Origin of the sequence: Paenibacillus sp. FSL R7-0272, assembly GCF_037969905.1 — a bacterium.
GTDB classification, from domain to species: domain Bacteria; phylum Bacillota; class Bacilli; order Paenibacillales; family Paenibacillaceae; genus Paenibacillus; species Paenibacillus polysaccharolyticus.
Window position 1 is genome coordinate 4789687 of the sequence record NZ_CP150221.1, and the last position, 22684, is coordinate 4812370.

General features: G+C 45.6%; 24 protein-coding genes. 2 read left to right on the plus strand and 22 right to left on the minus strand.

Annotated elements, in window-relative coordinates:
- Window positions 1-29: 29 nt before the first annotated feature.
- Complete coding sequence (locus MKY23_RS21195) at window positions 30-380, plus strand: hypothetical protein (protein WP_154983335.1); 351 nt, start codon at window positions 30-32, stop codon at window positions 378-380.
- 64 nt (window positions 381-444) lie between these two features.
- Here the strand turns inward: MKY23_RS21195 and pstB are convergent, their stop codons facing one another.
- The 6 genes from pstB to MKY23_RS21225 all read right to left on the minus strand — a co-directional run bounded on the left by pstB (window position 445) and on the right by MKY23_RS21225 (window position 6760).
- Complete coding sequence (gene pstB, locus MKY23_RS21200) at window positions 445-1200, minus strand: phosphate ABC transporter ATP-binding protein PstB (RefSeq protein WP_276326712.1); 756 nt, start codon at window positions 1198-1200, stop codon at window positions 445-447.
- An 84-nt stretch (window positions 1201-1284) separates the two neighbouring features.
- Window positions 1285-2193 carry a phosphate ABC transporter permease PstA gene (pstA, locus tag MKY23_RS21205; protein ID WP_090915329.1) on the minus strand — a complete coding sequence of 303 codons (909 nt, stop codon included), beginning with the start codon at window positions 2191-2193 and terminating at the stop codon, window positions 1285-1287.
- Window positions 2190-3158, minus strand: coding sequence for a phosphate ABC transporter permease subunit PstC (gene pstC / locus MKY23_RS21210; RefSeq protein ID WP_154887679.1), 969 nt, complete (start codon window positions 3156-3158; stop codon window positions 2190-2192). Before pstC ends, pstA begins: the two co-directional genes overlap by 4 nt.
- A gap of 122 nt (window positions 3159-3280) precedes the next feature.
- Window positions 3281-4144 carry a phosphate ABC transporter substrate-binding protein gene (locus MKY23_RS21215; RefSeq protein ID WP_123062783.1) on the minus strand — a complete coding sequence of 288 codons (864 nt, stop codon included), beginning with the start codon at window positions 4142-4144 and terminating at the stop codon, window positions 3281-3283.
- 57 nt (window positions 4145-4201) lie between these two features.
- Window positions 4202-5602, minus strand: coding sequence for a stalk domain-containing protein (locus tag MKY23_RS21220; protein ID WP_260511072.1), 1401 nt, complete (start codon window positions 5600-5602; stop codon window positions 4202-4204).
- Window positions 5603-5932: 330 nt separating this feature from the next.
- Window positions 5933-6760: a sugar phosphate isomerase/epimerase family protein gene (locus MKY23_RS21225; protein WP_221790357.1), complete on the minus strand. Its 828-nt coding sequence runs from the start codon at window positions 6758-6760 to the stop codon at window positions 5933-5935.
- A 144-nt stretch (window positions 6761-6904) separates the two neighbouring features.
- Here MKY23_RS21225 and MKY23_RS21230 point away from each other — a divergent pair, with 144 nt between their 5' ends.
- Window positions 6905-7606, plus strand: coding sequence for a DUF6199 family natural product biosynthesis protein (locus tag MKY23_RS21230; protein WP_221790359.1), 702 nt, complete (start codon window positions 6905-6907; stop codon window positions 7604-7606).
- A 146-nt stretch (window positions 7607-7752) separates the two neighbouring features.
- Here MKY23_RS21230 and MKY23_RS21235 read toward each other — a convergent pair whose 3' ends face one another.
- From MKY23_RS21235 to MKY23_RS21310, 16 genes are all read right to left on the minus strand, one after another.
- Entirely contained in the window at window positions 7753-8571 is an 819-nt protein-coding gene (locus MKY23_RS21235) for a purine-nucleoside phosphorylase (protein WP_336120778.1), read from the minus strand.
- 140 nt (window positions 8572-8711) lie between these two features.
- Entirely contained in the window at window positions 8712-9056 is a 345-nt protein-coding gene (locus MKY23_RS21240; protein ID WP_336120779.1) for a hypothetical protein, read from the minus strand.
- Window positions 9057-9130: 74 nt separating this feature from the next.
- The gene (locus MKY23_RS21245) at window positions 9131-9301 is read right to left on the minus strand and encodes a hypothetical protein (RefSeq protein WP_167375614.1); all 171 of its coding nucleotides are present in this window, start codon (window positions 9299-9301) and stop codon (window positions 9131-9133) included.
- 267 nt (window positions 9302-9568) lie between these two features.
- Window positions 9569-10471, minus strand: coding sequence for a carbohydrate ABC transporter permease (locus tag MKY23_RS21250; RefSeq protein ID WP_090915344.1), 903 nt, complete (start codon window positions 10469-10471; stop codon window positions 9569-9571).
- Between the two features lie 13 nt (window positions 10472-10484).
- Entirely contained in the window at window positions 10485-11384 is a 900-nt protein-coding gene (locus MKY23_RS21255; RefSeq protein WP_090915693.1) for an ABC transporter permease subunit, read from the minus strand.
- 185 nt (window positions 11385-11569) lie between these two features.
- A complete protein-coding gene (locus tag MKY23_RS21260) occupies window positions 11570-13228 on the minus strand; it encodes an ABC transporter substrate-binding protein (protein WP_154983343.1) in 1659 nt (552 codons plus the stop codon).
- Between the two features lie 142 nt (window positions 13229-13370).
- The gene (locus MKY23_RS21265) at window positions 13371-14924 is read right to left on the minus strand and encodes a response regulator (RefSeq protein ID WP_339832047.1); all 1554 of its coding nucleotides are present in this window, start codon (window positions 14922-14924) and stop codon (window positions 13371-13373) included.
- A 25-nt stretch (window positions 14925-14949) separates the two neighbouring features.
- The gene (locus tag MKY23_RS21270; protein ID WP_339832049.1) at window positions 14950-16740 is read right to left on the minus strand and encodes a sensor histidine kinase; all 1791 of its coding nucleotides are present in this window, start codon (window positions 16738-16740) and stop codon (window positions 14950-14952) included.
- The gene (locus MKY23_RS21275) at window positions 16700-17818 is read right to left on the minus strand and encodes a response regulator (RefSeq protein ID WP_090915695.1); all 1119 of its coding nucleotides are present in this window, start codon (window positions 17816-17818) and stop codon (window positions 16700-16702) included. The genes MKY23_RS21270 and MKY23_RS21275 overlap by 41 nt, the downstream gene beginning before the upstream one ends.
- A gap of 241 nt (window positions 17819-18059) precedes the next feature.
- Window positions 18060-19058: an endo-1,4-beta-xylanase gene (locus MKY23_RS21280; protein WP_339832051.1), complete on the minus strand. Its 999-nt coding sequence runs from the start codon at window positions 19056-19058 to the stop codon at window positions 18060-18062.
- A 134-nt stretch (window positions 19059-19192) separates the two neighbouring features.
- Window positions 19193-19540 (minus strand): hypothetical protein, encoded by a 348-nt coding sequence (locus MKY23_RS21285; RefSeq protein WP_090915355.1) that lies wholly within the window; start codon window positions 19538-19540, stop codon window positions 19193-19195.
- A 144-nt stretch (window positions 19541-19684) separates the two neighbouring features.
- Complete coding sequence (locus tag MKY23_RS21290) at window positions 19685-20557, minus strand: aminoglycoside phosphotransferase family protein (RefSeq protein WP_339832055.1); 873 nt, start codon at window positions 20555-20557, stop codon at window positions 19685-19687.
- 11 nt (window positions 20558-20568) lie between these two features.
- On the minus strand, window positions 20569-21063 hold the full coding sequence (locus tag MKY23_RS21295) for a DinB family protein (protein ID WP_339832057.1): 495 nt from the start codon (window positions 21061-21063) through the stop codon (window positions 20569-20571).
- 67 nt (window positions 21064-21130) lie between these two features.
- On the minus strand, window positions 21131-21421 hold the full coding sequence (locus MKY23_RS21300; RefSeq protein WP_154957947.1) for a hypothetical protein: 291 nt from the start codon (window positions 21419-21421) through the stop codon (window positions 21131-21133).
- Entirely contained in the window at window positions 21421-21930 is a 510-nt protein-coding gene (locus MKY23_RS21305) for a hypothetical protein (protein WP_154957948.1), read from the minus strand. The genes MKY23_RS21300 and MKY23_RS21305 overlap by 1 nt, the downstream gene beginning before the upstream one ends.
- A gap of 185 nt (window positions 21931-22115) precedes the next feature.
- The gene (locus MKY23_RS21310; RefSeq protein WP_154983347.1) at window positions 22116-22646 is read right to left on the minus strand and encodes a DinB family protein; all 531 of its coding nucleotides are present in this window, start codon (window positions 22644-22646) and stop codon (window positions 22116-22118) included.
- Window positions 22647-22684: the final 38 nt, after the last annotated feature.

A 22684-nucleotide genomic window follows, 5' to 3' on the forward strand; every position in this document is an offset into this window, starting at 1 on the left:
ATTCGAAAATGATACTGGAGGTCTGCAAAATGAAGAAAAAACGTTGGATTACGAGTGCAATTCTTACGATTTCCATCAGCATACTACTCTTGAGCGAATTCATGATGTTATCTTCCCAGAAAGTTGGCTTGATCAATACATCCTACCGATTCATCTCAGGTGCACCTCATATCAGCACGCAGGGGCAGACCTTGTCTTATCAAGGAAAAATGCAGGCAGAGGACTTTCAGGACAACATAGAACCATATTTAACAAGTGATGACGGAACAACTTTATACAAAGCGTTCGGCACCCCCGTCCCACCTCCATGGATTTATGTTAAACATGAGAACAACACCGTTTTTCGTTACAAATACCCTCGTCTCCCCTGGAAAATGTAAATCACAAAAGAGCCTTTCAGACCACATCTGAAAGGCTCTCGTCTACTGCTTAAGCAGCACCATCTCAACCAAATCGGCCGCTGATATAATCCTGTGTGCGCACATCGACAGGTTCGGAGAACATGCTCTTCGTAGGCGAATACTCTACAACTTCGCCGTTCAGGAAAAACACGGTCTGCTGGGAGACACGCGCGGCTTGCTGCATGTTGTGGGTGACCATCACGATGGTGTAACGTTCCTTCAGCTCATGTGTCAATTCCTCAATCTTGAAGGTGGAGACCGGATCAAGAGAGGCTGTCGCTTCATCCATGAGTAGAATATCCGGTTCCACGGCCAGAGCACGAGCGATGCACAGACGTTGCTGTTGTCCACCTGACAAACTAAGCGCTGAGCGCTTCAGGTTGTCTTTGACTTCGTCCCAGAGAGCGGCGGAACGCAGACTGCGTTCGACGATCTCATCGAGCTTTTTTTTGCCATGAATCCCGTGCTGTCTTGGTCCGAATGCAATGTTGTCATAGATGGATTTCGGAAAAGGATTCGGTGACTGGAAGACCATACCGATCTTCTTGCGCAGTGTCTCCACATGCACGTCACCACTGTAAATATCCGTTCCACCAACAGCCACCGTTCCCTCAATTCGTGTGCCAGGTATCCGGTCATTCATACGATTCAGGGTGCGTAGCAAGGTAGATTTGCCACAGCCGGATGGACCGATAAATGCCGTAATGGCGCGCTCTGGAATTTCAATGGATACTTCTTTCAGCGCCTGAAAGGTACCGTAAAATAAGTTCAGCTTATTCGTTTCAATAATCGATTGCACCATGTGCCCTCCTGGCGATGAATTGGAATATACTATTTTTATAACAGACATAACAGGTTTGCCCGCATAGACTTTGGCTCTACGTTACATTTGATTTTTACGAGAATTAAACCACAGCGGCACACGGAATAAAATATTGATAAGCAGCACGACAAAAATCAGTACGGCTGTGGATTTCTGGGCAATCTGCTCCGCATCCGGCACAATGGCTTCGGACTGGATATACCACAGATGCACCGCCAGCGTTCCGCCTGGTGATAACAGATTGAAATCCCACATCTCGCCGGACGTGGATACACCCGCGGTCAGAATAATAACGGCACTTTCGCCAAAAGCACGGCCTGCGGTCAGACAGATACCTGTCATGATTCCGTTCAGCGCAACAGGAAGAACCACTTGCCGAATCGTCTGCAGATGCGTTGCACCCAGTGCAAACGAACCGTTACGAAGTTCGGTCGGGACAGCACGAACCGCTTCCTCTGTCACCCGGGTCAACACAGGCAAGTTCAGGAAGGCAAGGCTGACCGCAGCTCCAAGAATTGTCAGACCGATCTCGAAATACTCGACAAATAGTGCAATCCCAAACAAACCAAATATAATCGATGGCACGGACGACAGCCCTTCCACGCATATACGCACAACCTCGATCAGCTTGTTGTTTGGTGCAAATTCAGCAAGATAAATACCTGCTGCAAGCCCGATCGGAATCGAGATGAGAAGAGACAGAATCAGCACATAGAAAGAGTTGAACAGCGCAGGGCCAATGCCTCCGCCTTCTTCAATCTCACTCGGTACACCGTACAGGAAATCCCAGCTGAGCATCGGCAACCCTTTTTGCAACAACAGAAACAACAATCCCACAATAAATAAAATAACGATGATACCTACGCCCCACACTGTCCCCGTAAACAGCCGATCCATCCATGCCGAGGACGATCGCCGTTTGCCGAAGGAATACGCAGTAGCCGGATTAACCTCTCTTTTCACACTCACAGGTGGCGTCCCCCTCTCTTCTGCAGCATTCTCACGGCAACGATCATCAGGATGGAAATCGCCAGCAAAATAAAGCCCATCATATACAAGCCATGATTCCAGATCGAATCGAATTCTACACTGGAGATTTGCATCACAATGTTACTGGTCAGCACGGCAGTTGGCGTAAACAGACTGGTCGGCAGCTGCGCCGTGTTACCAATAACCATAACCACTGCCATCGTCTCACCAATGGCACGTGTCATACCCAGAATGACCGCATACATAATACCGCCTCTTGCCGCCGGAAGCACGACCCGGGTAATCGTTTGAAACCGATTCGTACCGAGTGCATACGCCGCATCCCGGTATTTGTTCGGCACGGCGGAGATCGCATCATCACTAATCCGGCTAATCGTCGGCAGTACCATGATGGTCAGTACAATAGATGCTGCTAGCAGACCATCTGCCAGATCACGTCCGCTCAAGTCCCGAAGCCATGGAATTAGAACCGTCAAACCAAGATAACCGTACACGACGGACGGGATACCCACCAGCAGATCCAGCACCGGACGCAGCAGGCGACGAAGCCATTTTGGTGTCATTTCCGCCAGAAATACAGCAATGATGACGGAGAGAGGAATCGCCATCAGCATCGTCAGCCCAGTGAGAGCAAACGTGCCCAGAATAAATGTCAGTGCACCGTAGTGCTCATTTTCCGGGTCCCAGTTCGTGGAGAAAAAGAATTCTTTCAGCGAGACGTCTGCAAAAGTAAGGACACCTGTGCGAAGCATAAGCACCAGAATACAGAACAGAACGAGGCAGACAAAGGCTGCACTGCTAATGCAGAGGATGCGAAACATGCGGTTAGACCACCGGAGCCGGGCTTTACGGTCAAAACGTCGTCTCTTCTCGGGCGCTTTGCCAAGGCTTGAACCCAGCTCATTCGGAGCCGGGCTGTTCGCCGGTGGATTCATTTCCATCATAGAGGACTCTTCCTTTCACATAGAGAAGCCAGCTTGGCGACCACGCGCGGAAGCTGGCTATCCCTTTCTTATGAAATGCAGGTGCAGGATGTTGAAGTCTGATTCAGATCAGACTGAACGTTTTACTTAACGGCTGCGAGCGGAATGAATTTCAGCTTTTTCAGGGAACCGTTTTGGAATTTGTTGCTTTGGATGTACTCGATGAATGCCTTCGTTGCACCCGTTGGTTGACCTTTCGTCATGTAGTATCCGATACCCCATACTTTGTATGTTTTGTTCAGCACGTTTTTCTCTGTTGGTGCTACGCCATTGATGGATACAGCTTTCATTTTGCTTGTTACGTACGGCAGGTCGATATAACCAATTGCGTTAGGTGTCGTTTCGATCGTCGTTTTCATGTCACCGCTCGAACCTACTTCTTTGTAGTTGTCCCCTTTGCTCATGAAGTCTTTACCATCGAGTGCTTTTTGTTGGAAGTTAACACGTGTACCTGATCCGAACTTACGGTTAACCACAACGATTTTACCGTCTGAACCGCCAACTTCTTTCCAGTTGGTTACTTTGCCGGAGAAGATGTCTTGCAATTGTTTTGTAGTCAGATTCGTTACACCCACGTTTGTATTTACTACCGCAGTAAACACAGTTACAGCTACCGGATGAGCGACCTGTCCGTCGAATTTTTTGAAGCCAGGAACATCTTTGGATGCATCCCAGTCTACCGCACCGATATCTGCAATGCCTTTGCGAACAGATTGTGGGCCAGTTACGGAACCCGCAGCAGATGCGGAGATTTTAACTTTTGGATTGTCTTTCTTGAATTCACTTGCAGCTTGAAGCGTCAATGGAAGGAGTGCAGAAGAACCATTGATGACAATTTTGCCTTTCTCCGTGCTTTTGGCAGCCGATGCTGTCATTGCACCACCAAGTCCACCAACCAGGGATACTGCCATCAACATGGCCGTGAAAGGTTTGATCCATTTTTTCATTGTAAAAAGCTCCTCTCGAATTTTGCGTTAAATTTTAATTTTCAGTACATTTTAGTTTTACTTCGTTACAGCTTTCCAGCTGCCGTCCGTTTGCACCAGTACTCGTCCGTTCTCAACAACTGCGAGCTGCGAACCCTTCACAACGATGGATGATACGTCAGAGGATACCGTGTAGAGCTTGGATTGTTGACCGGTCACCGTATCGATCGACAGAATCACGCTGTTCTTTTCATCCTGCGCAGCAAGTACGTATAAGGTACCGCCTGACAAAACTGCTTGTTCTACATCATGTTCGCTATACACCGTAACTGGTTTCTGGGATGCATCTACGGACATGAGGGAGGCATTACCATCCTCAGACGGTACACTCACGTAGTAGGCTTTCTGACCATCTGCGGAATAGATAAATACTTTATCATCCGTTGAAGTGGTTAACTTCACCGCAGCTGGTTTTTCAGAAGCGTTGTTATACGAAAATAATTGCTGTTGATTCGCCGAGAAATCAATATCCACATTGTCTGCATCTACATTCGTCGAATCTGCGGTTACTTTACCCAGAGTAGTTACGGTATAGACGAATCGTTTGCCGCTCAGTGACACATTCAGGTTTTCTTTGTAATCGACTTTATCTTCCACCAGTTTCTTGATGGTACCGTCCGCCAGATTCAAGTTCGCGATCACCGATCCTTTATCTCCTTGCAGGAAATAGATCGAACTCTCGTCCGCAGCCCAGACCAGTTCCGGTTTGATGCTTGTATCATTCGTAATGAGCTTGGAAGCCTTCGTTTTCAAGTCAATAACGTATACGGCTCCTTCTGCATTCGTATAGGCTGCTTGATTGCCGCTTGGGGATACAACGAGATCTGAACCACCTTCAGTCGTTAACAACAGCTCATATTTTCCAGTAGCCGTATTGATGAGATAATCACTTCTGCCCTCATCGTCATTTTTGGAGACAATTAGCTCATTTGCTCCGGCAAAACGCGGGTTCTCTGTACCTTCAATCAGAGCAATCGTGCTGACTTCAAGCTGACCGTTCTTCAAACCAACGGTACCGCCTACGCCTGCCACGAGCGGACGAAGTGCAACGTAGCTTACTCCTCCAATGATCGTAACCGGCTGATTCAGATTCACCTTAGCCCCGTCCACGACAAGCTGCTTGGACTTGTTCTGCAAGCTAACCGTGTGACCATTCAATTGAATCACCGTCGCTCCGTTTGCAATTTCAGCTTGTGCACCGATCGCTTGGATTACATCACGAACGGCTACAAGTGTTTCTCCATTTTTCACAATGGAACGTACAATGACACTGTTACCGTTTATGGTAAACGTGGAGTTTTTCACCTGAGCTGCACTCGTACTAGCTACAGATTTTGTTGCAGGAGCAGCCGATACTGCGTGAGCCACAGAGGTTGTTAATACTGTGGCTACCATGGACACTACTAACGTCTTCTTCATTGACATTGGCTTTTGTCACCCTTCTTTTCTCCATATAATCTTGCCTGATATTGCTGTGCCCTGCTTGGTGTGTTTGCATGTATCGTCTATATGAGAGCTAGTTCGCCTCATCCCCCCAAACTATCCACGTTCATAGTAAAAATGACCTATCACGTTTGTAATTATAGGAGGGATTTGTAAACAGGAAATCTTGGAATCGTTAACGCATTGTCAATGTTTTCATATAAACACATTCATATTGTAAAATTTTCATTACAATTCGGCTCGCCCCGTGATTGCAACAACAAATAACCCATACGAATTGCATGGGTCAAAGGTTATCGCATTTTTTTAAAGGGAAGCAAACGCCCGATCAAAGCCTGCCTTTGACTTGGCAAACCGTGTCTCCACATCCAGTTCGGATGCAGGTGCCAGCACTTCCTGAGCCACAACATCGTTATAACCGATGGCCTGCAGATTTTTCAGAAAACCTGTTAGATTAATGGTACCTTCTCCCGGATAAAGCCGTTCTCCGTCCTTCAATTCCTCAATAGGCAGGTCATAAGCATCATTGATGTGTACGTGAACCACCTGCTCCTGCTTTAGCTTCAGTAGCTCATTCATCTCCATCCCATTCGTGTGCCAGTGATACGAATCGACGAGCAGACCCACATTAGGTGCATGTATCGTATCGACCCAGTCCAACGTATCCCCTACACGCCAAAGAAACGGATTCTTCCATTGCGTACGCAAGTGATGACATCCTACAAACTCCAGTCCGAGCCGGATACCATAAGCATCCAGAATATCAGCACAAAGTCTTAGTCGTTTGGTCGCTACAGCCATAAATGTCGCTGCAGGCTGATCGGTAGAGGGGAGAATGTAGGTACAGCATTTGTCTACGTTCAGTGCGGCAGATGCTTCGGCCATCGCGACGAGATTCGGCAGCCCCTCTCGGAATTGTTCATCGTCTGAGCGCCATTCTACTGGAAAATCCGCTGAGCCAATGATAACCTGATTGCTTTCCAGCAGATGCTGGGCTTGTCCTATGCCATACGTCTGTAAGAATGAGAGCGGATTCAAATCAACTGCCCCAAAACCATACCTGGCAGCATACGTGATATATTGTTCATCGGATTCCAGCTTGCCAAGTCCTGCCTTGGTCAATCCCTTAATCATCCCTTCGCCTCCTGTCAGTCCTTTTAGATGCTTATTCCATTGTATACGAAATGCCTACTCCCCAACAGAACAAACGCAACCCTTCACCACACATTGCGTATTAAAAAGAACATTCGTTTACAGGAAAGGATTGGATATTCATCTGTGAATTCTCTATTAAAAAAACATGGGCCTACCCTCATTATGCTAGCTTGTCTTGCTGTTTTATCCATCATTGTCGGGATCAGTTCGAAATCTTATTTTACACAGCCTGTATTCTATATTGATCAACATAAATATGGTTCAGACCATGAGGACGGCACAACAATCACCTATAGAAGCCAAGATGCAGTCCCCATTCAGGTACAAGTCGAACAGCACAAACGTATCGTAACGATTGGCGAGCAGAATTTCACTGTAACTCAAACCGCTTCCAAGCCTATTTCAACGTATAATGTATTTTACCCTCAAGGGAACAAATATGAAGTCGAGCAACAACACGGCACTTTATTGAGTTATGATGAAAAAGGTCATATGGCTCCTCCGCAAAGTGACGTTCTAAACGGGGAACGCATAATTGCAGAGGGCGAGGAACAATATACACCGGTTATGCTCGTAACGGCCGCCTTCCCAGAGTACCACGAGAAACCAGGTATGCCTGCTTTTCTATTCCTCGCCATTGCCGTATTCATTTACGGATGGTGCACGTTTTATTACGAATCATTTCAGCGGGCTCTCTTCTGGATTTCCTTCCAATGGGTATGGGTGAATAATCCCGAGCCAAGTGATTTTTATTATGTTATGTGCAAAATAGGAGGCGTCCTGTGCATGCTCCTTGCCATCTGGACCGCATTTCAGGCATTTTAAAAACTTATAAGTTATAAGTCACACAAGCTGATGCAGGAATATATTCTTGCATCAGCCTCCTCTCTGCAAAAAAACATTGCCCCATCAGAAGTTTCTGATGAGACAATGCCTGCGAATGGATTCTACTAGTATAGCGCGATGCTGTATTACATTTTTTGCAAAATACCTTTAACCAAGCCAATGAACGTTGTTTTCACTTTGGCTGCGACCTCAATCACTTCATCATGGCTGAGAGGTTGATCCAGAATACCACATGCCATGTTTGTCAGACAGGAGATTCCTAATACCTTCATGCCGCCATGAATGGCAACAATTGCTTCTGGTACAGTAGACATTCCTACAGCGTCCGCACCCATCGTGCGAATCATGCGAATCTCAGCAGGTGTTTCATAAGCTGGACCACTCCACCACGCATATACCCCTTGTTGCAGGCTTACATTTTGCTCTTCAGCAATCTGTAGAGCGACACTACGCAATTCACGGTTGTATACTTGAGACACATCCGGGAAGCGCACGCCCAGATCAGCATTGTTTGGTCCAATCAGGGGATTGTTGCCAACCAGATTAATATGATCCGTAATCAGCATGAGCTGGCCTGGTTCGAAACCGGTGTTGACCGCACCACAAGCGTTGGTGACGATCAGTTGTTCAACGCCCAGTGCCTTCATAATGCGAACCGGGAATGTTACTTCATCTAAGGTAAAACCTTCATAGTAGTGAAGGCGGCCTTTCATGGCTACAACGGTCTTCCCCATTAATTCTCCAATCACCAATTCATTAGCGTGTCCAATGGCTTCGGATTGAGCAAAATATGGAATCTCTGTATAAGGAATCACTGTTGCATTCTCAATCTCGTCCGCAAGTGCTCCCAGTCCTGAACCCAGAATCATACCTACCACTGGCTTGGAGTTGATCCGGTTTAATATGTAATCGCGTGCTTCCTGAATGTGTGCTGATTGATGCATAATAACGTCCTCCTGATAATCTGAATTGATATTACATATACCCTATTTATAAGCGTTACTTATCAAGTGTAATGAACAACGGCTCGGATGTAAATGGGTGTCCTCATTCTGTCCTCAATACACAATTCCGACAAGCTTTGTTAGGCTTTAACTCCAGACTGCAACGCGCCGAAGTAAGGCTCCAACATCGTTTCGAAATTTGCGTCTTGTTCTTCAATCTGCTCAACATACGTCCACAATAAACGTTCTTCTGTGTCGATGTTTATTACCTCAAACTCCATCTGCCGAGAGGCCCATATCGTGACCTGCCCCATAGCTCTCTCCGATTCATGAACATATCCAATGAAAGGATCGGGAGTACACTCCTTCTCATTTTCAGGATTTCCTTTTCTCTCTTCCGTAGAGATCTGGAGCACCTGCAGTTGTTCCTGTTTACGTTGCATCCAGCATCGGAATGAATCCAGCGAAAACGGTCGTGACAGCAATCCAGCACCTCCTCTCCAAAATTGTACACCAAATAGCCAATCCTCTGCCGGGACCGGCTCCATGGTACCATATACTAATTCAGCGTATGACTCCCTCTACGTTTATACCAGTCTATCCCCATCATCAAGATAAACATCCAGAACGCAAATATTAGAGGTTTACCGATCCGTCCCTCTCCGAAAATAAAATAGGCCATTGCGAAATTTCCGATAAACGTTAACGCATTATTACGGATACTTTCCATCTTATTCAACTCCATCTTGAATTCAATTTATAACTCTTCAAGATATGTCGTTTCGGCTCGATCTTCATTCCATTGAACCGCTGACTCACAAGACTACTCTATATTATTGAAAATTATAACATATACAGCAAATGATTAGATGTCATTTTCTTTTCATTTTGCTTATACATGCGTATACCAAAAAAAGCCGGCCTCACTCGGCCGACTTCTTTAGATCCTACTATAATTCGTTTCCTAACGATGATAACTCATCATTGCTGCTTCTTACTATTCCTTCACACTACCCAGTTGCAATCCGTGTACAAAGTACTTTTGCAAGAACGGATACACGACCAGGATTGGCAATGCTGCAACAATAGTGATCGCTGCCCGGATTGATATCGGCGTAACCATGTTACGCGCTTGCCCCATATCTGCCCCGCTGGATACCGCAGCACTGCTGTTGGTGTTCATAGAAGAGGACAGCAGTTTCATCAACTCGTACTGCAACGTGCTCAGGTTTTGCTTGGATGAAGCGTACAGGAACGTATCAAACCAAGAGTTCCATTGCCCTACCGCAATGAACAACGCGACCGTTGCAAGTACTGGCTGACACAGCGGTAAAATGATCGACATAAACGTTCTGAAATCACCCGCACCATCAATCTTGGCTGACTCAATCAGTCCTTCAGGCAACGTCTGGATATACGTCCGAATAACGATCATATTAAACGCACTGATCAGACCCGGAATGATGTATACCAGGAAGTTGTTAAGCAAATGCAAATCTTTGATCAGGAAGTATGTTGGAATGAGACCTGCACTGAAATACATGGTCAATACAACGATAATCGTGATCGGTTTGCGCAGAATATAGTCTTTTCGGCTCAGCGTATATGCCAGCATGGAAGTGAGGAACAAGCTGAGAACAGTACCTAGTACAGTTCTGGCAACCGAGACCCCAAAAGCCGCGAATATGGTGCCACCCGCAAATACAGCTTTGTAGTTTTGGGTAGTCCACTCCCTCGGCAACAGATAGATTCCGCCCCGAATCGTATCGTTACCCGCATTAAAAGAAATAGCCAGTGTGTTCAAAAATGGATATAAGGTCACTACTGCAATAAAGATCATCAGCAAGCCGTTAAATGTGTGGAAGACAATCGGCTCAACTCGAGATTTGTTTATTCCCATCGATGTGTCCTCCTCATATTAATCGGTCTTCGCCGAATCGTTTGGATATTGAGTTAGCTGCAAATATCAGGGTAATACTTACGACGGTTTTGAATATACCGGCTGCGGTAGCAAGTGAATAGTTACCGATCTGTAGCCCGTATTTCAAGACAAAGATGTCAATGGTCTGAGACCAGTCAACAACGACACCATTTCCAAGCAAGTACTGGACTTCGAATCCGGCTTCCAGAATCCATCCCATGTTCATAATCAACAAGATAATGACGATTGACTTGATGCCAGGCAACGTAACATACAACATTTTTTTATAACGGTTAGCTCCATCAATCTCAGCCGCTTCATAGAGTGAAGGGTCAATGGAAGTGATCGCAGCCAGATAGATGATTGCATTCCAGCCGACTTCTTTCCACACGTGTGATGCACCGACAATACCCCAGAAATACTCTGGAACGCTGAGCCACATAATCGGTTCTTTAATGAAACCGAGCTTCATCAGCACCACGTTCACAATCCCGCCATCAACCGATAACGAGCTGGCTACAATGCCCGTAACGATGATCCATGACAGGAAGTGAGGCAGATACGAGATCGTTTGAATCGTGCGCTTGTACAGCTTGTGTTTGATTTCATTCAGCAAAATCGCAAAAACAATGGCTGTTACAAAGCCAAGAATCATGTTAATTAAACTCATCGCGATCGTATTGCGAAGCACGTTCAGAAACGCGTCGTCCGTAAGCAGAAACTTGAAGTGCTTAAGTCCGACCCACTCCTGTTGCGAGAATTTCTTCGCTGGACTGTAATTCTGGAACGCCATAACCCAGCCCCAGATCGGATAATACGAGAAAACCAAAATATAAGCGACGATGGGCAGAGACATAAACATCAGTTGTTTTTGACTGCGCAGGCGCTTCATCAGAGGCGTCTTGGTCACAACGGTTGGAGCAGATTTTTCCTGTATGGCTCCCGGCGTATTCGCCATCTTTCACTCCTCCTATCAACGTACAGCGGATTTTAGGGATGAATTGCTCGGAAGGCACAAGGCATGATTTACATCCATGCACCTGACACCTTCCGAGCTAATCCAACAGCCGCTTTTATTTATTTCACGGTCCAGTTCTGAATCCGCCATTGTAATTGCTCATTGATTCGGTCTTCATACGCTTTCACGTTGATTTTCTTGTAAGCGTCCACATACTCGCTCCAGATCGAATCAAATTGATCTGAATTGGACATGATCGCTCTAGGCAAGTACTTCAGCGATGTATCGGTCATTTGTTTATTGGCTACCGAAGCATCTGAACCTTCTTTCAAGTCTACTTGCCATGCTGGATAATACACTGGGTTTTCAGGTGCAGGAGAGAAGAAATCACTCCATGTTTTGAAACCGTACGCATCCAGCAATTCTTTATCCTCTTTCTTCAAGCCATCATAGAATTCTTCAGGCTGATTGGTTGCACCAATCGCGTTGCCATCCGAGAAAGTACCTTCCATTTTCGGTGCTGCACCGTAGAAACCTTCTGCTTTGTTAGCCAGTTTCCATGCCGGGTCTTCCTGCTGAAGACGTTGTTCAGGTGTACGATAGAATCTGCCTTTATCGTTAACCATGTAGTCTACGCCCTCTTCACCCCAAGACAGCAACTTTTGATACTTCTCATCCATCAACTTATCCAGGAATTCCAGGATTGCAACAGGATCTTTAGCATCTTTACTGATACCAAAACCGTTGTTCAAGTTGATAACTGGACGATCCAGGTAGTGATCCTTAATGCTTGTGTCATATACAAGTGGGAAACCAACATACGTTTCACCAATTTTGTTCTGAGCTACGAGCGGATCTTCACCTTGCTGGAAGTTCCAGTGTTGGTCAAACATACCGACAACACGTCCAGATGAGATTTTAGCCAGATACTGGTCATAGTTCTGAACGAAAGCTTCTTTATCAAGCAGTCCTTCATTATAGAGACTGTTCAGCTCTTTATAATATCTTTTCGAAATATCTTTATCCGCGAATACGCTTGCAACACCTTTATCATCAACCACAACCCCGCCATCATTCGGATGACCTGTCAAATGCTCTGGCGGATTGAGCAGTGGAAAGGTTCTCCAGTCGGAAGCCAAAGTTGTGAAACCAATCGTTGGCTGTCCATCCGCTGTTGTTGGATGTTTTGCAGTATAATCACGAATCAGTTTCATATACTCATCAAGTGTTTTCGGTGTTGGATATCCGGCTTCTTTCAGTACCTGCTTTTGAATCCAGAACGCAGGACCGGAATAGTAGTTACTGATGAACTCACCCGTGTATACACCGTAGTTTGGCAACCAGTAGATATGTCCATCACTGGAATCTTTCATCCGTTCCCAGTCTTTTGCGTAATGCTTTTTGAGATTTGGAGCATGTTGCTCGATCAGATCCTCCAGTGGAATAACCGCGCCGGCCGCAACCAGTTTGGTATCTGCTGTAATCAGATCCGGGTATTCTCCACCCGCAACCATAACACCTAGCTTCTGTTGCAAGTCACCGACCAGAAACTCCATGTTTAGTTTGACACCCAGCTCATCTTCAATCTTTTTGTAGATGCGGTTATCCGCTGCCGGTGCCTGATTTGGTGTACCAATAAATGCCGAGATGTTTAATACTTCCTTACCATCGGGTGTCGTCGTTTTGGCCTCTTCTCCACTGCATCCTGCCAGTGCCAGAGTTAGTGCCAGAACAAGAGAAACGGAACCCCAAAGTTTCTTTTTCTTCAATCCCCCCATGTATTGCGCCTCCTTGGAAGTGGTTTGCCTTACTGATTTCATTATGAGGAAATGTATGCGGTTTCAAAATAAACAGATTTAAGCATCTCCCCCCCTTAATTGCAGGAGGTCTTGAACCGGATCATACCTCCTTATATGTGCTCTACTTAGCATGCTTAAGGCGATACTCAGCCGGTTTCAGCCCTGTTCTCCGCTCGAACTGTTTCAGGAAATGCTGGTAACTCTTATAACCAACCTGCTCTGCAATCGCACATGAAGCATCGTCTGAATCTCTGAGCAGTCTCATCGCTTCCTCTATCCTAAGATCATGTACCATGTCCAGAACACCCTTGCCATATTTGCGCATAAAAGATTGGCCCAGATGCACAGGATGCATGAAGAATCGCTCGGCAAGCTCCTTAATGGTAAAGGTCTCTCTAAAATGCGCTTGCAAGTATTCAGCTACCATCGCCTGTGTTCCACCAAGCTGTTTTTGACGTAGAGATGATGCCACAGCTTGACACTTCAAGCAAAACTTTTCCATCATACTCGCTGATTTTTCGATGTTCCAGTGATACCGGTCATCGGAATGAAAGGCTGTATCCAGCAACAGATCCTTCGTTTCTCCTCCAAGCTCCTTGCATAGAGAAAAACCGCGGAATAAAATATGGGTCATGAATATGTGCACAAATTCAGGTGCAGTCTTGTTCATTACAAATTGATGGAATGCTTCTCTAATCGACAGACTTAATTGTTCTGGCGAACCGTTTTCCAGATGCTCCATAATGAGATCCACTTCACGGAGAGATTCGGGATTAAATCTTAGACGTTGTTCCTGAAGATCTTCGGCGAATAGCAAATTCCCTTGGTGCAGAAACAAAAAACGCTCCGTCTCGATAGCCATACTTCTGGAAAGAGATAAGGCTTCCGGTTGCTGCACAGGCAAACCTACGGCAAACTGAACTCCGTCTGGAACAACTTCATTTAAGTCAGACAACAACCTTTCCGCAAAATCCCGATGATCTCTTCCTTGCCATGTTTCTAACTCTGAGGACACTTCACCCCAGACAATACCGCAGGTATCCTGTTCATTTTCCACCACATAACAGCACGGTTCACGGCTTACGGTCTCATGAATCATCGAGCGAATCTGACCAGAATCAGCACGCTGAAATCTCACTTTCACATACGTCCACTTCTGAGCTCGCTCATACAAATGAGCGATATCGTGAGCCATCTGTTCTGCATCCTCAACTTCCTGTCCGGTAACCAGTGTAGCCAAAACATGCCGGGTTTCCTGTACTTTGGCCTGTTCACGAACAACTTCGCGCTCTTGCTTCTCCTTCAACTCCTGCGCCAGTCGCTCCAGCATATCGTCCGCTTCCATCGTATCCACAGGTTTGGTTAAGTAATTGCTGACGCCAAGACGAATAGCCTGCCTCGCGTAATTAAAATCGCTGTAGCCACTTGTAATGACAAACATTGTGGAATCGTGCCCCAGACGGCGTGCCTCTTCAATCAATTCCAGTCCGTTCATCGCTGGCATATGAATATCCGTGACAACCAGATCAGGTTTACTCGTACGGATCGCTTCGACTGCCTCTTCTCCATTCGTGCACACACCGTTAATTTCAAAACCGAATTTTCGCCAATCAATTAACAACTGCAGGCCTTCAATCGCAAACGGCTCATCATCCACCAATAGTACTTTATACATCTTGCTGTCCCCCTTTGTTCATCAGTCACAGTCTATCTGTCGGAATATGAAATCCGGCTTCCGTACCGCTGCCCTTCTCACTGCGAATCGTGAACGTTGCATCCCCTTCATAAAATAATTCCAGGCGGCGATAGACATTACGAATGCCCACATGTGAACCGTCCTTCGCCTGATCCGAGCGTACGTCCTGTATTAATTGCCGCAGTTTATCCTGCTCCATCCCGATCCCGTTATCGATAACACGAATAACCAGTCCGGATTCACCTAGCTTTGCGGTAATATGAATTAATCGCCCATTTTTGCGTGCTTGCAATCCATGTTTGCACGCATTCTCCACCAGCGGCTGAATACTCATACGCGGAATACGTTTGCCCGCAGCCTTTGGATCAATATCCAGAGTATAATCAAACAACTCTCCGAATCTGAACTTCTCAATTTGAAGATAAAGTGTTGTGAATTGTAACTCCTCTTCGAGTGGGATCAAGTTGTCTGATCTGCTGAGCAACTGTCTCATGAGTAAAGATAAGCTTTTAATAATCTCAGATACTTCGGTATAGCCGTTTTTAGTGCTTACGACGAGTAATGCGTTCAGTGTATTAAACAGAAAATGTGGATTCATCTGGCTCTGGAGCATAGATAACTCCGTTCGGACTTGATCCAGTTCCAGATCCTTGTGCCTGATCTCCAGTTTGTACACGTCGTTAATCAGGGAATGGATTTTGCTGATCATCATATTAAACGTGCGAATTAACCCGCCAATCTCGTCCCGACCTTCCTGGATCTCGATCAGGTCAAAACGTTCATTCCGCACTTTCTCCATATGCCGTGACAATTTACGGATACGGTAGTGGTACGAACGCAAAATAAAGTAAATGAGCACCGAGGGTACGATGACACTGATAATCGCCAGCCACAAAATGGAATTACGCGCTTCGTCCAACAACTGATCCACATGCCGCGTATCCGCAACACCGATCAGCTTCCAGCCGTCCAGATAAGCCAGATTACCAAGTGACTTCTCCATGATATATTCGGACTTCGCATCGGAAGACCATCCCTCTGCCGGGAAGCGTGCACTGGAAACGACCGGACGGCTATTTCCGTCCACAAGTCTGAGCTGCAGGCTGTTTGTCTCCCGATTAAGGATGCTGTAAATGCGATTCACTTCGAGATCAATTTTGGAATACTTCGCGTAGGTAGCATATGAAGTAAATGTCTTCATTTTCCCAATAACACTAATTCGCTTCCCGCGGCTAAATCCAGACTGTTCTTCGTAATCAATAACTAAAATATCGCCGTTTGCTTGATTTAACTGCTCCATGCCCGGCAACGATGTCGTTTTGTCCTTCATGACAATGTAGTGACTACCGGTCTGAATGGTATCGTTATCCGTATAAATTCGGACTTCCAAAATATTGGCCGACATATACCGTGTCAATTTGTCACGCAGGAAAACATGATATTCGTTGTAATAATCCACAGGTGACGCGTAGGTACGATCCAGAGCTTCATATAAGGAATCATCGGCGGCAATCATACGGCTTAGCGCCACGCTCTCATCAATCATACCAACCAATTCTCCTGCGGCTCTATCAATCGATTTGCGCAGATTTTCCTGTTCCCGTACTTTGATATCTGCAGATGTTCGTTGATAGAAAAACAGATTAATCGCAATAATCGGTAGCAGAATACTGACCACATAGATCAGCAGAAATTTATATCGAAGGGGGATGTCGTTTACCGTATGAAAAGTCCTCTTCTTCTTATGCACATAATCACCCTTGGTTGTTGTTTTTATATAGAGATGGAAGTTCACCTGTAAGCGCTTTAAATTTTTCCGTAAAATACTCCGCATCATGATAGCCCAATTCAAATGCAATATCTGAGATTTTCATATTGGTTCGGCGGAGCATCCTGCGTGCCTCTTCAATACGAAGACGATGAACATATTCACTGAAGCTGACTCCCATCTCACGCTTGAACTGCTGACCTAGATAAGCCGAGTTGACATGAATGTGATTAGCGAGCTGCTGCAGTTTGATTTTGGTACGATAATGCTCCTTCAGATACTGGACAGCCTCTGCCACCAGACCACTGGAACCCGGATCAGCCTGAGCCATTGAAGCAAACGTTTCCGTAATCCGAATAAACAATTTCTTCAAGTCCCCCATGAACCAACTCTCTGTATGATGCCAGGTTCGCACTTGGAGAAGAGTCTGATCTGCTCCGATCATGCTATATCTGCGTAGTAGTTCTCCATGGATGTATCTGACTGCGCTTTGAGCCCAGATCATCGCGGCCCGAGATTCTTGTATCTCCTGTAGCATATCATCAACAATGCGAGCAACGCCTGTTACATCTCCTGCCTCGATTAACGCGATAAACTGCCGTGCCCGCGATGCCATTTTCTCCAGATCCGCCTCATCCAGCATGCCGTCGTCATCCGTAGTTGAGTCCAGCATCTCCATGGCGTGATATTGCTCTTCCGCAAGCTTGATCTCTATTTCCTGCCGTTGGGTATCCAGCGGTACGATCAGGTTCCGTAATAACTCGTGAATTTCTTCTGGCACCAAAGGTTTGAGCACATATTCATTCACCCGATATCGTATCGCCTGCTGTGCATAACCAAACTCGGAATACCCTGTTACGATCACGATCTGGGAATCATATTTTAACTCTTCACGCATGGTTCGGATCAACCCCAGTCCATCAAGCACAGGCATCTGGATATCGGTTACCACCAAATCCGGATTTACATGATTGATCAGTTCCAGCGCTTCTTCTCCATCGGTCGCAGTTCCACACAACTCATATCCGCAGCCTTGCCAATCGATCATCGTTTTCCAGCCTTCCAGCATAAACGGCTCATCATCTGCTACAATGACCTTGTACATTGGATTCACCTGCCATTTCCCCTTTTTTTCTCCAGTATGGCATCGTACCGTCCATGTGACAATGCTATTATTCGAATAAATCTGCTCTATATATAAGATACTTCAAAAAAGCCTTACAGGCTTAACCCTTTTTATGGGGTCCGCATGTAAGGCTGTAATTCCAAAACACTCAGCTGCGCGCTGTATGCTTAGCTTAAACGTATATCTAAATTGAGCCTGAAATTTTGCCTTAGCTTTCTTCTTACTTTCGTCCGAGAATGCGCCAAAATGAATCCTTCGGTTGCTGCTTGGTATCGAACACAAATGGCCAGTTTTTGCGGCCACGTACCGGGAAATGATCCAACCACGTATAATGATCAGCCGCACCCCAGAATGTTACAGAAGTAATATTGGATTGATACTCCCGGAACAGCTTGAAAATCTCCTCATACCGTTTCTCCTGAAGCTCCATCATCTCAGACGTTGGCTCTGTCAGATCAGTGCGCGTATCATCATGTTGAAACACAGATATATCCAATTCAGTGACGTGAAGCTGCACATCCAGTGAAGCATAACGTTCAATGGCTTCACGGATCTCTTCTATGGACGGTCCATGAATATTCCAGTGACCCTGCATTCCAATACCATGAACCGGAACCCCTTGATCCAGCAGTGATTTTACTAGATTGTATATTTTCTCCCGTTTGACCGGATTAGTCTCGTTGTAATCGTTGTAAAACAGCAATGCATCAGGATCAGCTTCATGAGCCATATGGAATGCCTGTGCCAGGTAATCTTCTCCCAGCAATCGCAACCATTTTGTATCTCGCATGATCACGTCAGTCTTGTCTTCGATCGCCTCGTTTACCACATCCCATGCGTAGATCTGTCCTTTGTAACGGCCAACAACGGTATCGATATGCTGCTTCAAGCGGGACAACATCAGTTCCCTCGAAGCCGGTCCGCCGGAAGCATCCTCAAACACCCATGCCGGCGTCTGGTTGTGCCATACCAACGTGTGACCACGTACACCTATCGCACGGCCCACTGCAAAATCAACGATCTCATCTGCTGCATCAAACGTATATTCATGTTCTCGCGGATGAACTTCTTCAAACTTCATCTGATTCTCCGCAGTAACACTATTGTAGTGCTTCGCAATAAATTCCCCTTCGGATTGTAGCATTCTCGTATGTACTGCTGCACCTATCTTGAACGCATTGGCATAAGCAGCATGTAGGGACGGAATTTCGGTAGACATCCTGGTTCCTCCTCGCAGATTTATTTCTTCATCATAACGGATAATGAATGCGCTTTCCCTGAACAAAATAAACCTTCTCCCCCCTGAAATTCTACCAATTTCAGCACAAAAAGAAGAAATGCAGGCAATATACGTTATAACTTGTCTATCTGTAGCAAAGTCACTTGCTTCACTGTACATGCCGGGCTGACTTGTTCTTCAGAGAGTACATTAAGCTTGATCAGGCTTTTCAGCTTATGGCTGTCCACCTTGGACAGCAGCCTCCAGATCTCTGGGTCAGGCAACGATGCGTACAGCTTCTGATCGTCATATTCCTTGCGGTGCTGGAGCACCGTTTTCACCTTATATCCGCCTACTTCGGTCTCATATACGCCTTGCTGCGCACAGTATGCCACAATCTCATCTCTCAATACAGATAACTGTTGTTCGATCTCTTTCTGCTGCTGTTTCAGTTCAAAGTAAGTCTGTACCTTCTGTTCCATTACTCATCACGCTCCTCTACTACCATAGGTATGCAGAAAATGCGAGTTTAGGACAGGCTTGTAGGCCACCTTAAAAAGATATTTCGAATACCAAATCGTATTTTTGGAACTTAAAGGAAATGCCCTATAGAGGGGATGTTTCATTTACAACAAGTCTGCTTGGAGGTAAGGGTTATGAGTAGCTATATCTGAGATGCGCCGCATGACTTCTGCATTTCTCGGAACATCGCCTTCGCGCGAGAGTAACACCCAGCGTAACCAGGCCAATGCTTCAAAACCCTCCTCCTCATCCAGCGTACCGCCGGCAACCGCTCGTAATTCGGCCTGATAAAACATTCCCAACTCTCTTCCGTTATAGATGGTGATTAGAAAAACAGACCATGCCGCATCATATCTCGGGTCTCCGTACTGTCCGTTGGTCCAGTCTATAACGGTGTATTTTCCATCCATCTCTACGATATTTCCTAGGTTGTAGTCACCATGAATGAAGTGATCCTGTCTGACCTTTATACGTTTCATCAAGTCATGAACAATGTGATGGATATCTCGGTGCTTAGCCAGCTGAGGAAAAAAATATTCGACGAATTTGTAATGAGGAATGTAATCTTGTTTTGCTTCTTTCCTTTGTGGCTCTTTAACACGGACTGGATGCTGGTGAATATCATTCAAAATCTGAGCAAGCCGTCTTAATATCCCTTGATCTAGCCGGGTAACCGGCACACCATCGTAACTTGTGAGCAGCACTTGATTCTGATGTTCATCTGTTCCCCAGCCATATGGCTTGGAAACCTGAATCCCGCTTTGTGTGAGACTATGCAACAACTGATATTGTTTTCTAATATCCGGGCGTGAGTCCTTATTCCAGATTTTCAGTACATACAGCTGATCATGAAGTTCAACACGCATAACATCCGCTTCCAATCCAGGCTTAAGCGGGATCATCCGATGCTCCTGACCTATTTCCTGCCGAATCGCTTCATCCAGTTGAACCCAGCGAATACTGCTAAGTTGTATCACTTGTACTCACCTCACGGCCCTTTACCATGGTTAGGTTCAATCAATCCTTTGCCTATAACATTAGCAGATACGGGCTCTCGGCCAAGTTCTCTTGCCCATACAGATAACTGCCCTATATGATGAATTTCATGTGCAATTACATGACGCATAACTTCGCCCCAAGCATCGATATGCACGTGTCCGTCGGTTCGGCGGTCGATGTAAGTTCTCTTTTCCATGCTCGGCTCCCACAATAAAACAAATGCTTCTACATCTTGATGTAGCTTGCGGTCCAGCTCACGAACAGTTTCGAGCGTCTGGTAGTTTGCAAAATCCTCCGCAGTATCCGGTTTTCCTTGTAGCAGTTGAAGCCAGCTCCACTCGACATCAATGATATGAAAAAAAGTCTTCAGGATACTTCCCACACCACCTGTACGCGGTCGAAGCAATTCTTCTGGCGGCAGGTCTGCACACCACACATACCACTGTTCACGGACGATCCAGTTGTATCGAAAAAAGGTTTCCATACCTTAGCCTCCTATGTTGCTGTACTTAGGTCATTATAGCTTCTTGATCAATTCAATAGATTATTATTCACTCCACTGATTTCTTAGTTAATCTTTTTTTGATATAGACAATCACATGTATTCCAGCATAAATAAATAGAACATTCACGAAATATACCAGTAAATTAATATGCATATTGGATATAAACCAGATTGATCCGTTTGAATTCGAGACATGATAATCCGTCAAAAAACGAAGCGGGAATCCATACTCGGTTCTTAAAGGTTCGTTATCATTATTCAGCGTTCCCGGAATAAAAAAGACAGCCAATACAGCAAGCCAGGCCGAAAGATTGAATATTTTTTTGTGTATCTTCATTACGTCTCCTCCTGTTCCTCCTTAGCCAGATCTCCTCCGTAATAGGTTCCCTCCAGCTTTTGATCCAGGTAACTCTCCAACGCCTGATGGTGCAGTGCGTACCTCGAAATTTTGCTAAAACGGCCAATCTTCGTAACATAAATCTGTTTGCCGTTGTATTGTATCATGACCTGATTGTTATGCTTCAATCTCAGAGCGATGCCCATATGAATGCTGCCCTCAATGCGATCTACAGCCGTCTTCGCTGAGGCTGGAGCTTCATTCAACCAATCAACAACTCTGCTTGTTTCTGCTTCATTTAAAACAGCCTCATCAAAACGGATCTGTACTCCGCTGCCACCCTTGGTATATATCGCTTTGCTCGTATCTGCATGGACAATCTCCGCGCTAGATAAAGGGGTTTCAATATCCACAAACCGGTTGTTCATAAAAAAGAAGTACAGGGCTAGCGCTGCTACCACAGTGCCCATAACCAACCAAAATCGTTTGATATTTCGTGTGTTATTCATTCTTCATCACCTCGTAATGTGTGCCATGTCCACCACATGAGCAAACATGCTCAACACCGAATTATGATTTTCAATAATCTTCTGTTCCACGTTTCCACGGGCTCCCACTATTCTTATAATAAAAACAACCTGAATTGAACTTTAGTTACAACCTATTTTATCATTTATTCATTTGCGCCCTCCCTTCATCGATCAGATGTATGAGTGTGGAACCATTTCCGCAACTGATTTATATGCGCCTGATGATAACGATTGTGGTCAGCCATGTGCCAAAGTCCCCAGCGAACAGAAGCTTGCTTTTCATTCGTATGCCCGAAAGTAACTACGATATCCATATCCGCATCCGTAAGAATTGTGCATGTTTCCTGTAGCATGTTCATGATCAACTGATGTTGAGAAATAAGTGTGTCTCTGGATATCCCCGCTATGAAAGGAAGTTTGTTATTTTCATCAATCATGGGACCGTATTGCTCCAACATATCGTAAGGTAACGTTTTTCCTTTGATGCGATACACCCAGTTCAGGTCAACGAACGTGATATGTCTCAGTAACTGAGCTGTACTGTTATATAGGTTGCCAGGTCCTCTGTAATCGACCTCATCCTGTGACATGGAATCCGTGATGGATTTCAGACGATCACTGTTCTCTTTAACCGCGGCGAAAAGCATCCCCGTGACAGAAGGCATATTTCCCTCCCCTTTTAAATCATGAATCATACCCTCACCTCTTCATTAAGCTATCGTTACTGTCTCTC

Excerpts from the sequence above, each read along its gene's own strand:
- MKY23_RS21195 (WP_154983335.1), top strand. The coding sequence starts at position 30 with ATGAAGAAAAAACGTTGGATTACGAGTGCAATTCTTACGATTTCCATC.
- pstC (WP_154887679.1), bottom strand. The coding sequence starts at position 3,158 with ATGATGGAAATGAATCCACCGGCGAACAGCCCGGCTCCGAATGAGCTG.
- MKY23_RS21215 (WP_123062783.1), bottom strand. The coding sequence starts at position 4,144 with ATGAAAAAATGGATCAAACCTTTCACGGCCATGTTGATGGCAGTATCC.
- MKY23_RS21220 (WP_260511072.1), bottom strand. The coding sequence starts at position 5,602 with ATGAAGAAGACGTTAGTAGTGTCCATGGTAGCCACAGTATTAACAACC.
- MKY23_RS21225 (WP_221790357.1), bottom strand. The coding sequence starts at position 6,760 with ATGATTAAGGGATTGACCAAGGCAGGACTTGGCAAGCTGGAATCCGAT.
- MKY23_RS21235 (WP_336120778.1), bottom strand. The coding sequence starts at position 8,571 with ATGCATCAATCAGCACACATTCAGGAAGCACGCGATTACATATTAAAC.
- MKY23_RS21245 (WP_167375614.1), bottom strand. The coding sequence starts at position 9,301 with ATGGAAAGTATCCGTAATAATGCGTTAACGTTTATCGGAAATTTCGCA.
- MKY23_RS21250 (WP_090915344.1), bottom strand. The coding sequence starts at position 10,471 with ATGGGAATAAACAAATCTCGAGTTGAGCCGATTGTCTTCCACACATTT.
- MKY23_RS21255 (WP_090915693.1), bottom strand. The coding sequence starts at position 11,384 with ATGAAGCGCCTGCGCAGTCAAAAACAACTGATGTTTATGTCTCTGCCC.
- MKY23_RS21260 (WP_154983343.1), bottom strand. The coding sequence starts at position 13,228 with ATGGGGGGATTGAAGAAAAAGAAACTTTGGGGTTCCGTTTCTCTTGTT.
- MKY23_RS21265 (WP_339832047.1), bottom strand. The coding sequence starts at position 14,924 with ATGTATAAAGTACTATTGGTGGATGATGAGCCGTTTGCGATTGAAGGC.
- MKY23_RS21275 (WP_090915695.1), bottom strand. The coding sequence starts at position 17,818 with ATGTACAAGGTCATTGTAGCAGATGATGAGCCGTTTATGCTGGAAGGC.
- MKY23_RS21280 (WP_339832051.1), bottom strand. The coding sequence starts at position 19,058 with ATGTCTACCGAAATTCCGTCCCTACATGCTGCTTATGCCAATGCGTTC.
- MKY23_RS21285 (WP_090915355.1), bottom strand. The coding sequence starts at position 19,540 with ATGGAACAGAAGGTACAGACTTACTTTGAACTGAAACAGCAGCAGAAA.
- MKY23_RS21295 (WP_339832057.1), bottom strand. The coding sequence starts at position 21,063 with ATGGAAACCTTTTTTCGATACAACTGGATCGTCCGTGAACAGTGGTAT.
- MKY23_RS21300 (WP_154957947.1), bottom strand. The coding sequence starts at position 21,421 with ATGAAGATACACAAAAAAATATTCAATCTTTCGGCCTGGCTTGCTGTA.
- MKY23_RS21305 (WP_154957948.1), bottom strand. The coding sequence starts at position 21,930 with ATGAATAACACACGAAATATCAAACGATTTTGGTTGGTTATGGGCACT.
- MKY23_RS21310 (WP_154983347.1), bottom strand. The coding sequence starts at position 22,646 with ATGATTCATGATTTAAAAGGGGAGGGAAATATGCCTTCTGTCACGGGG.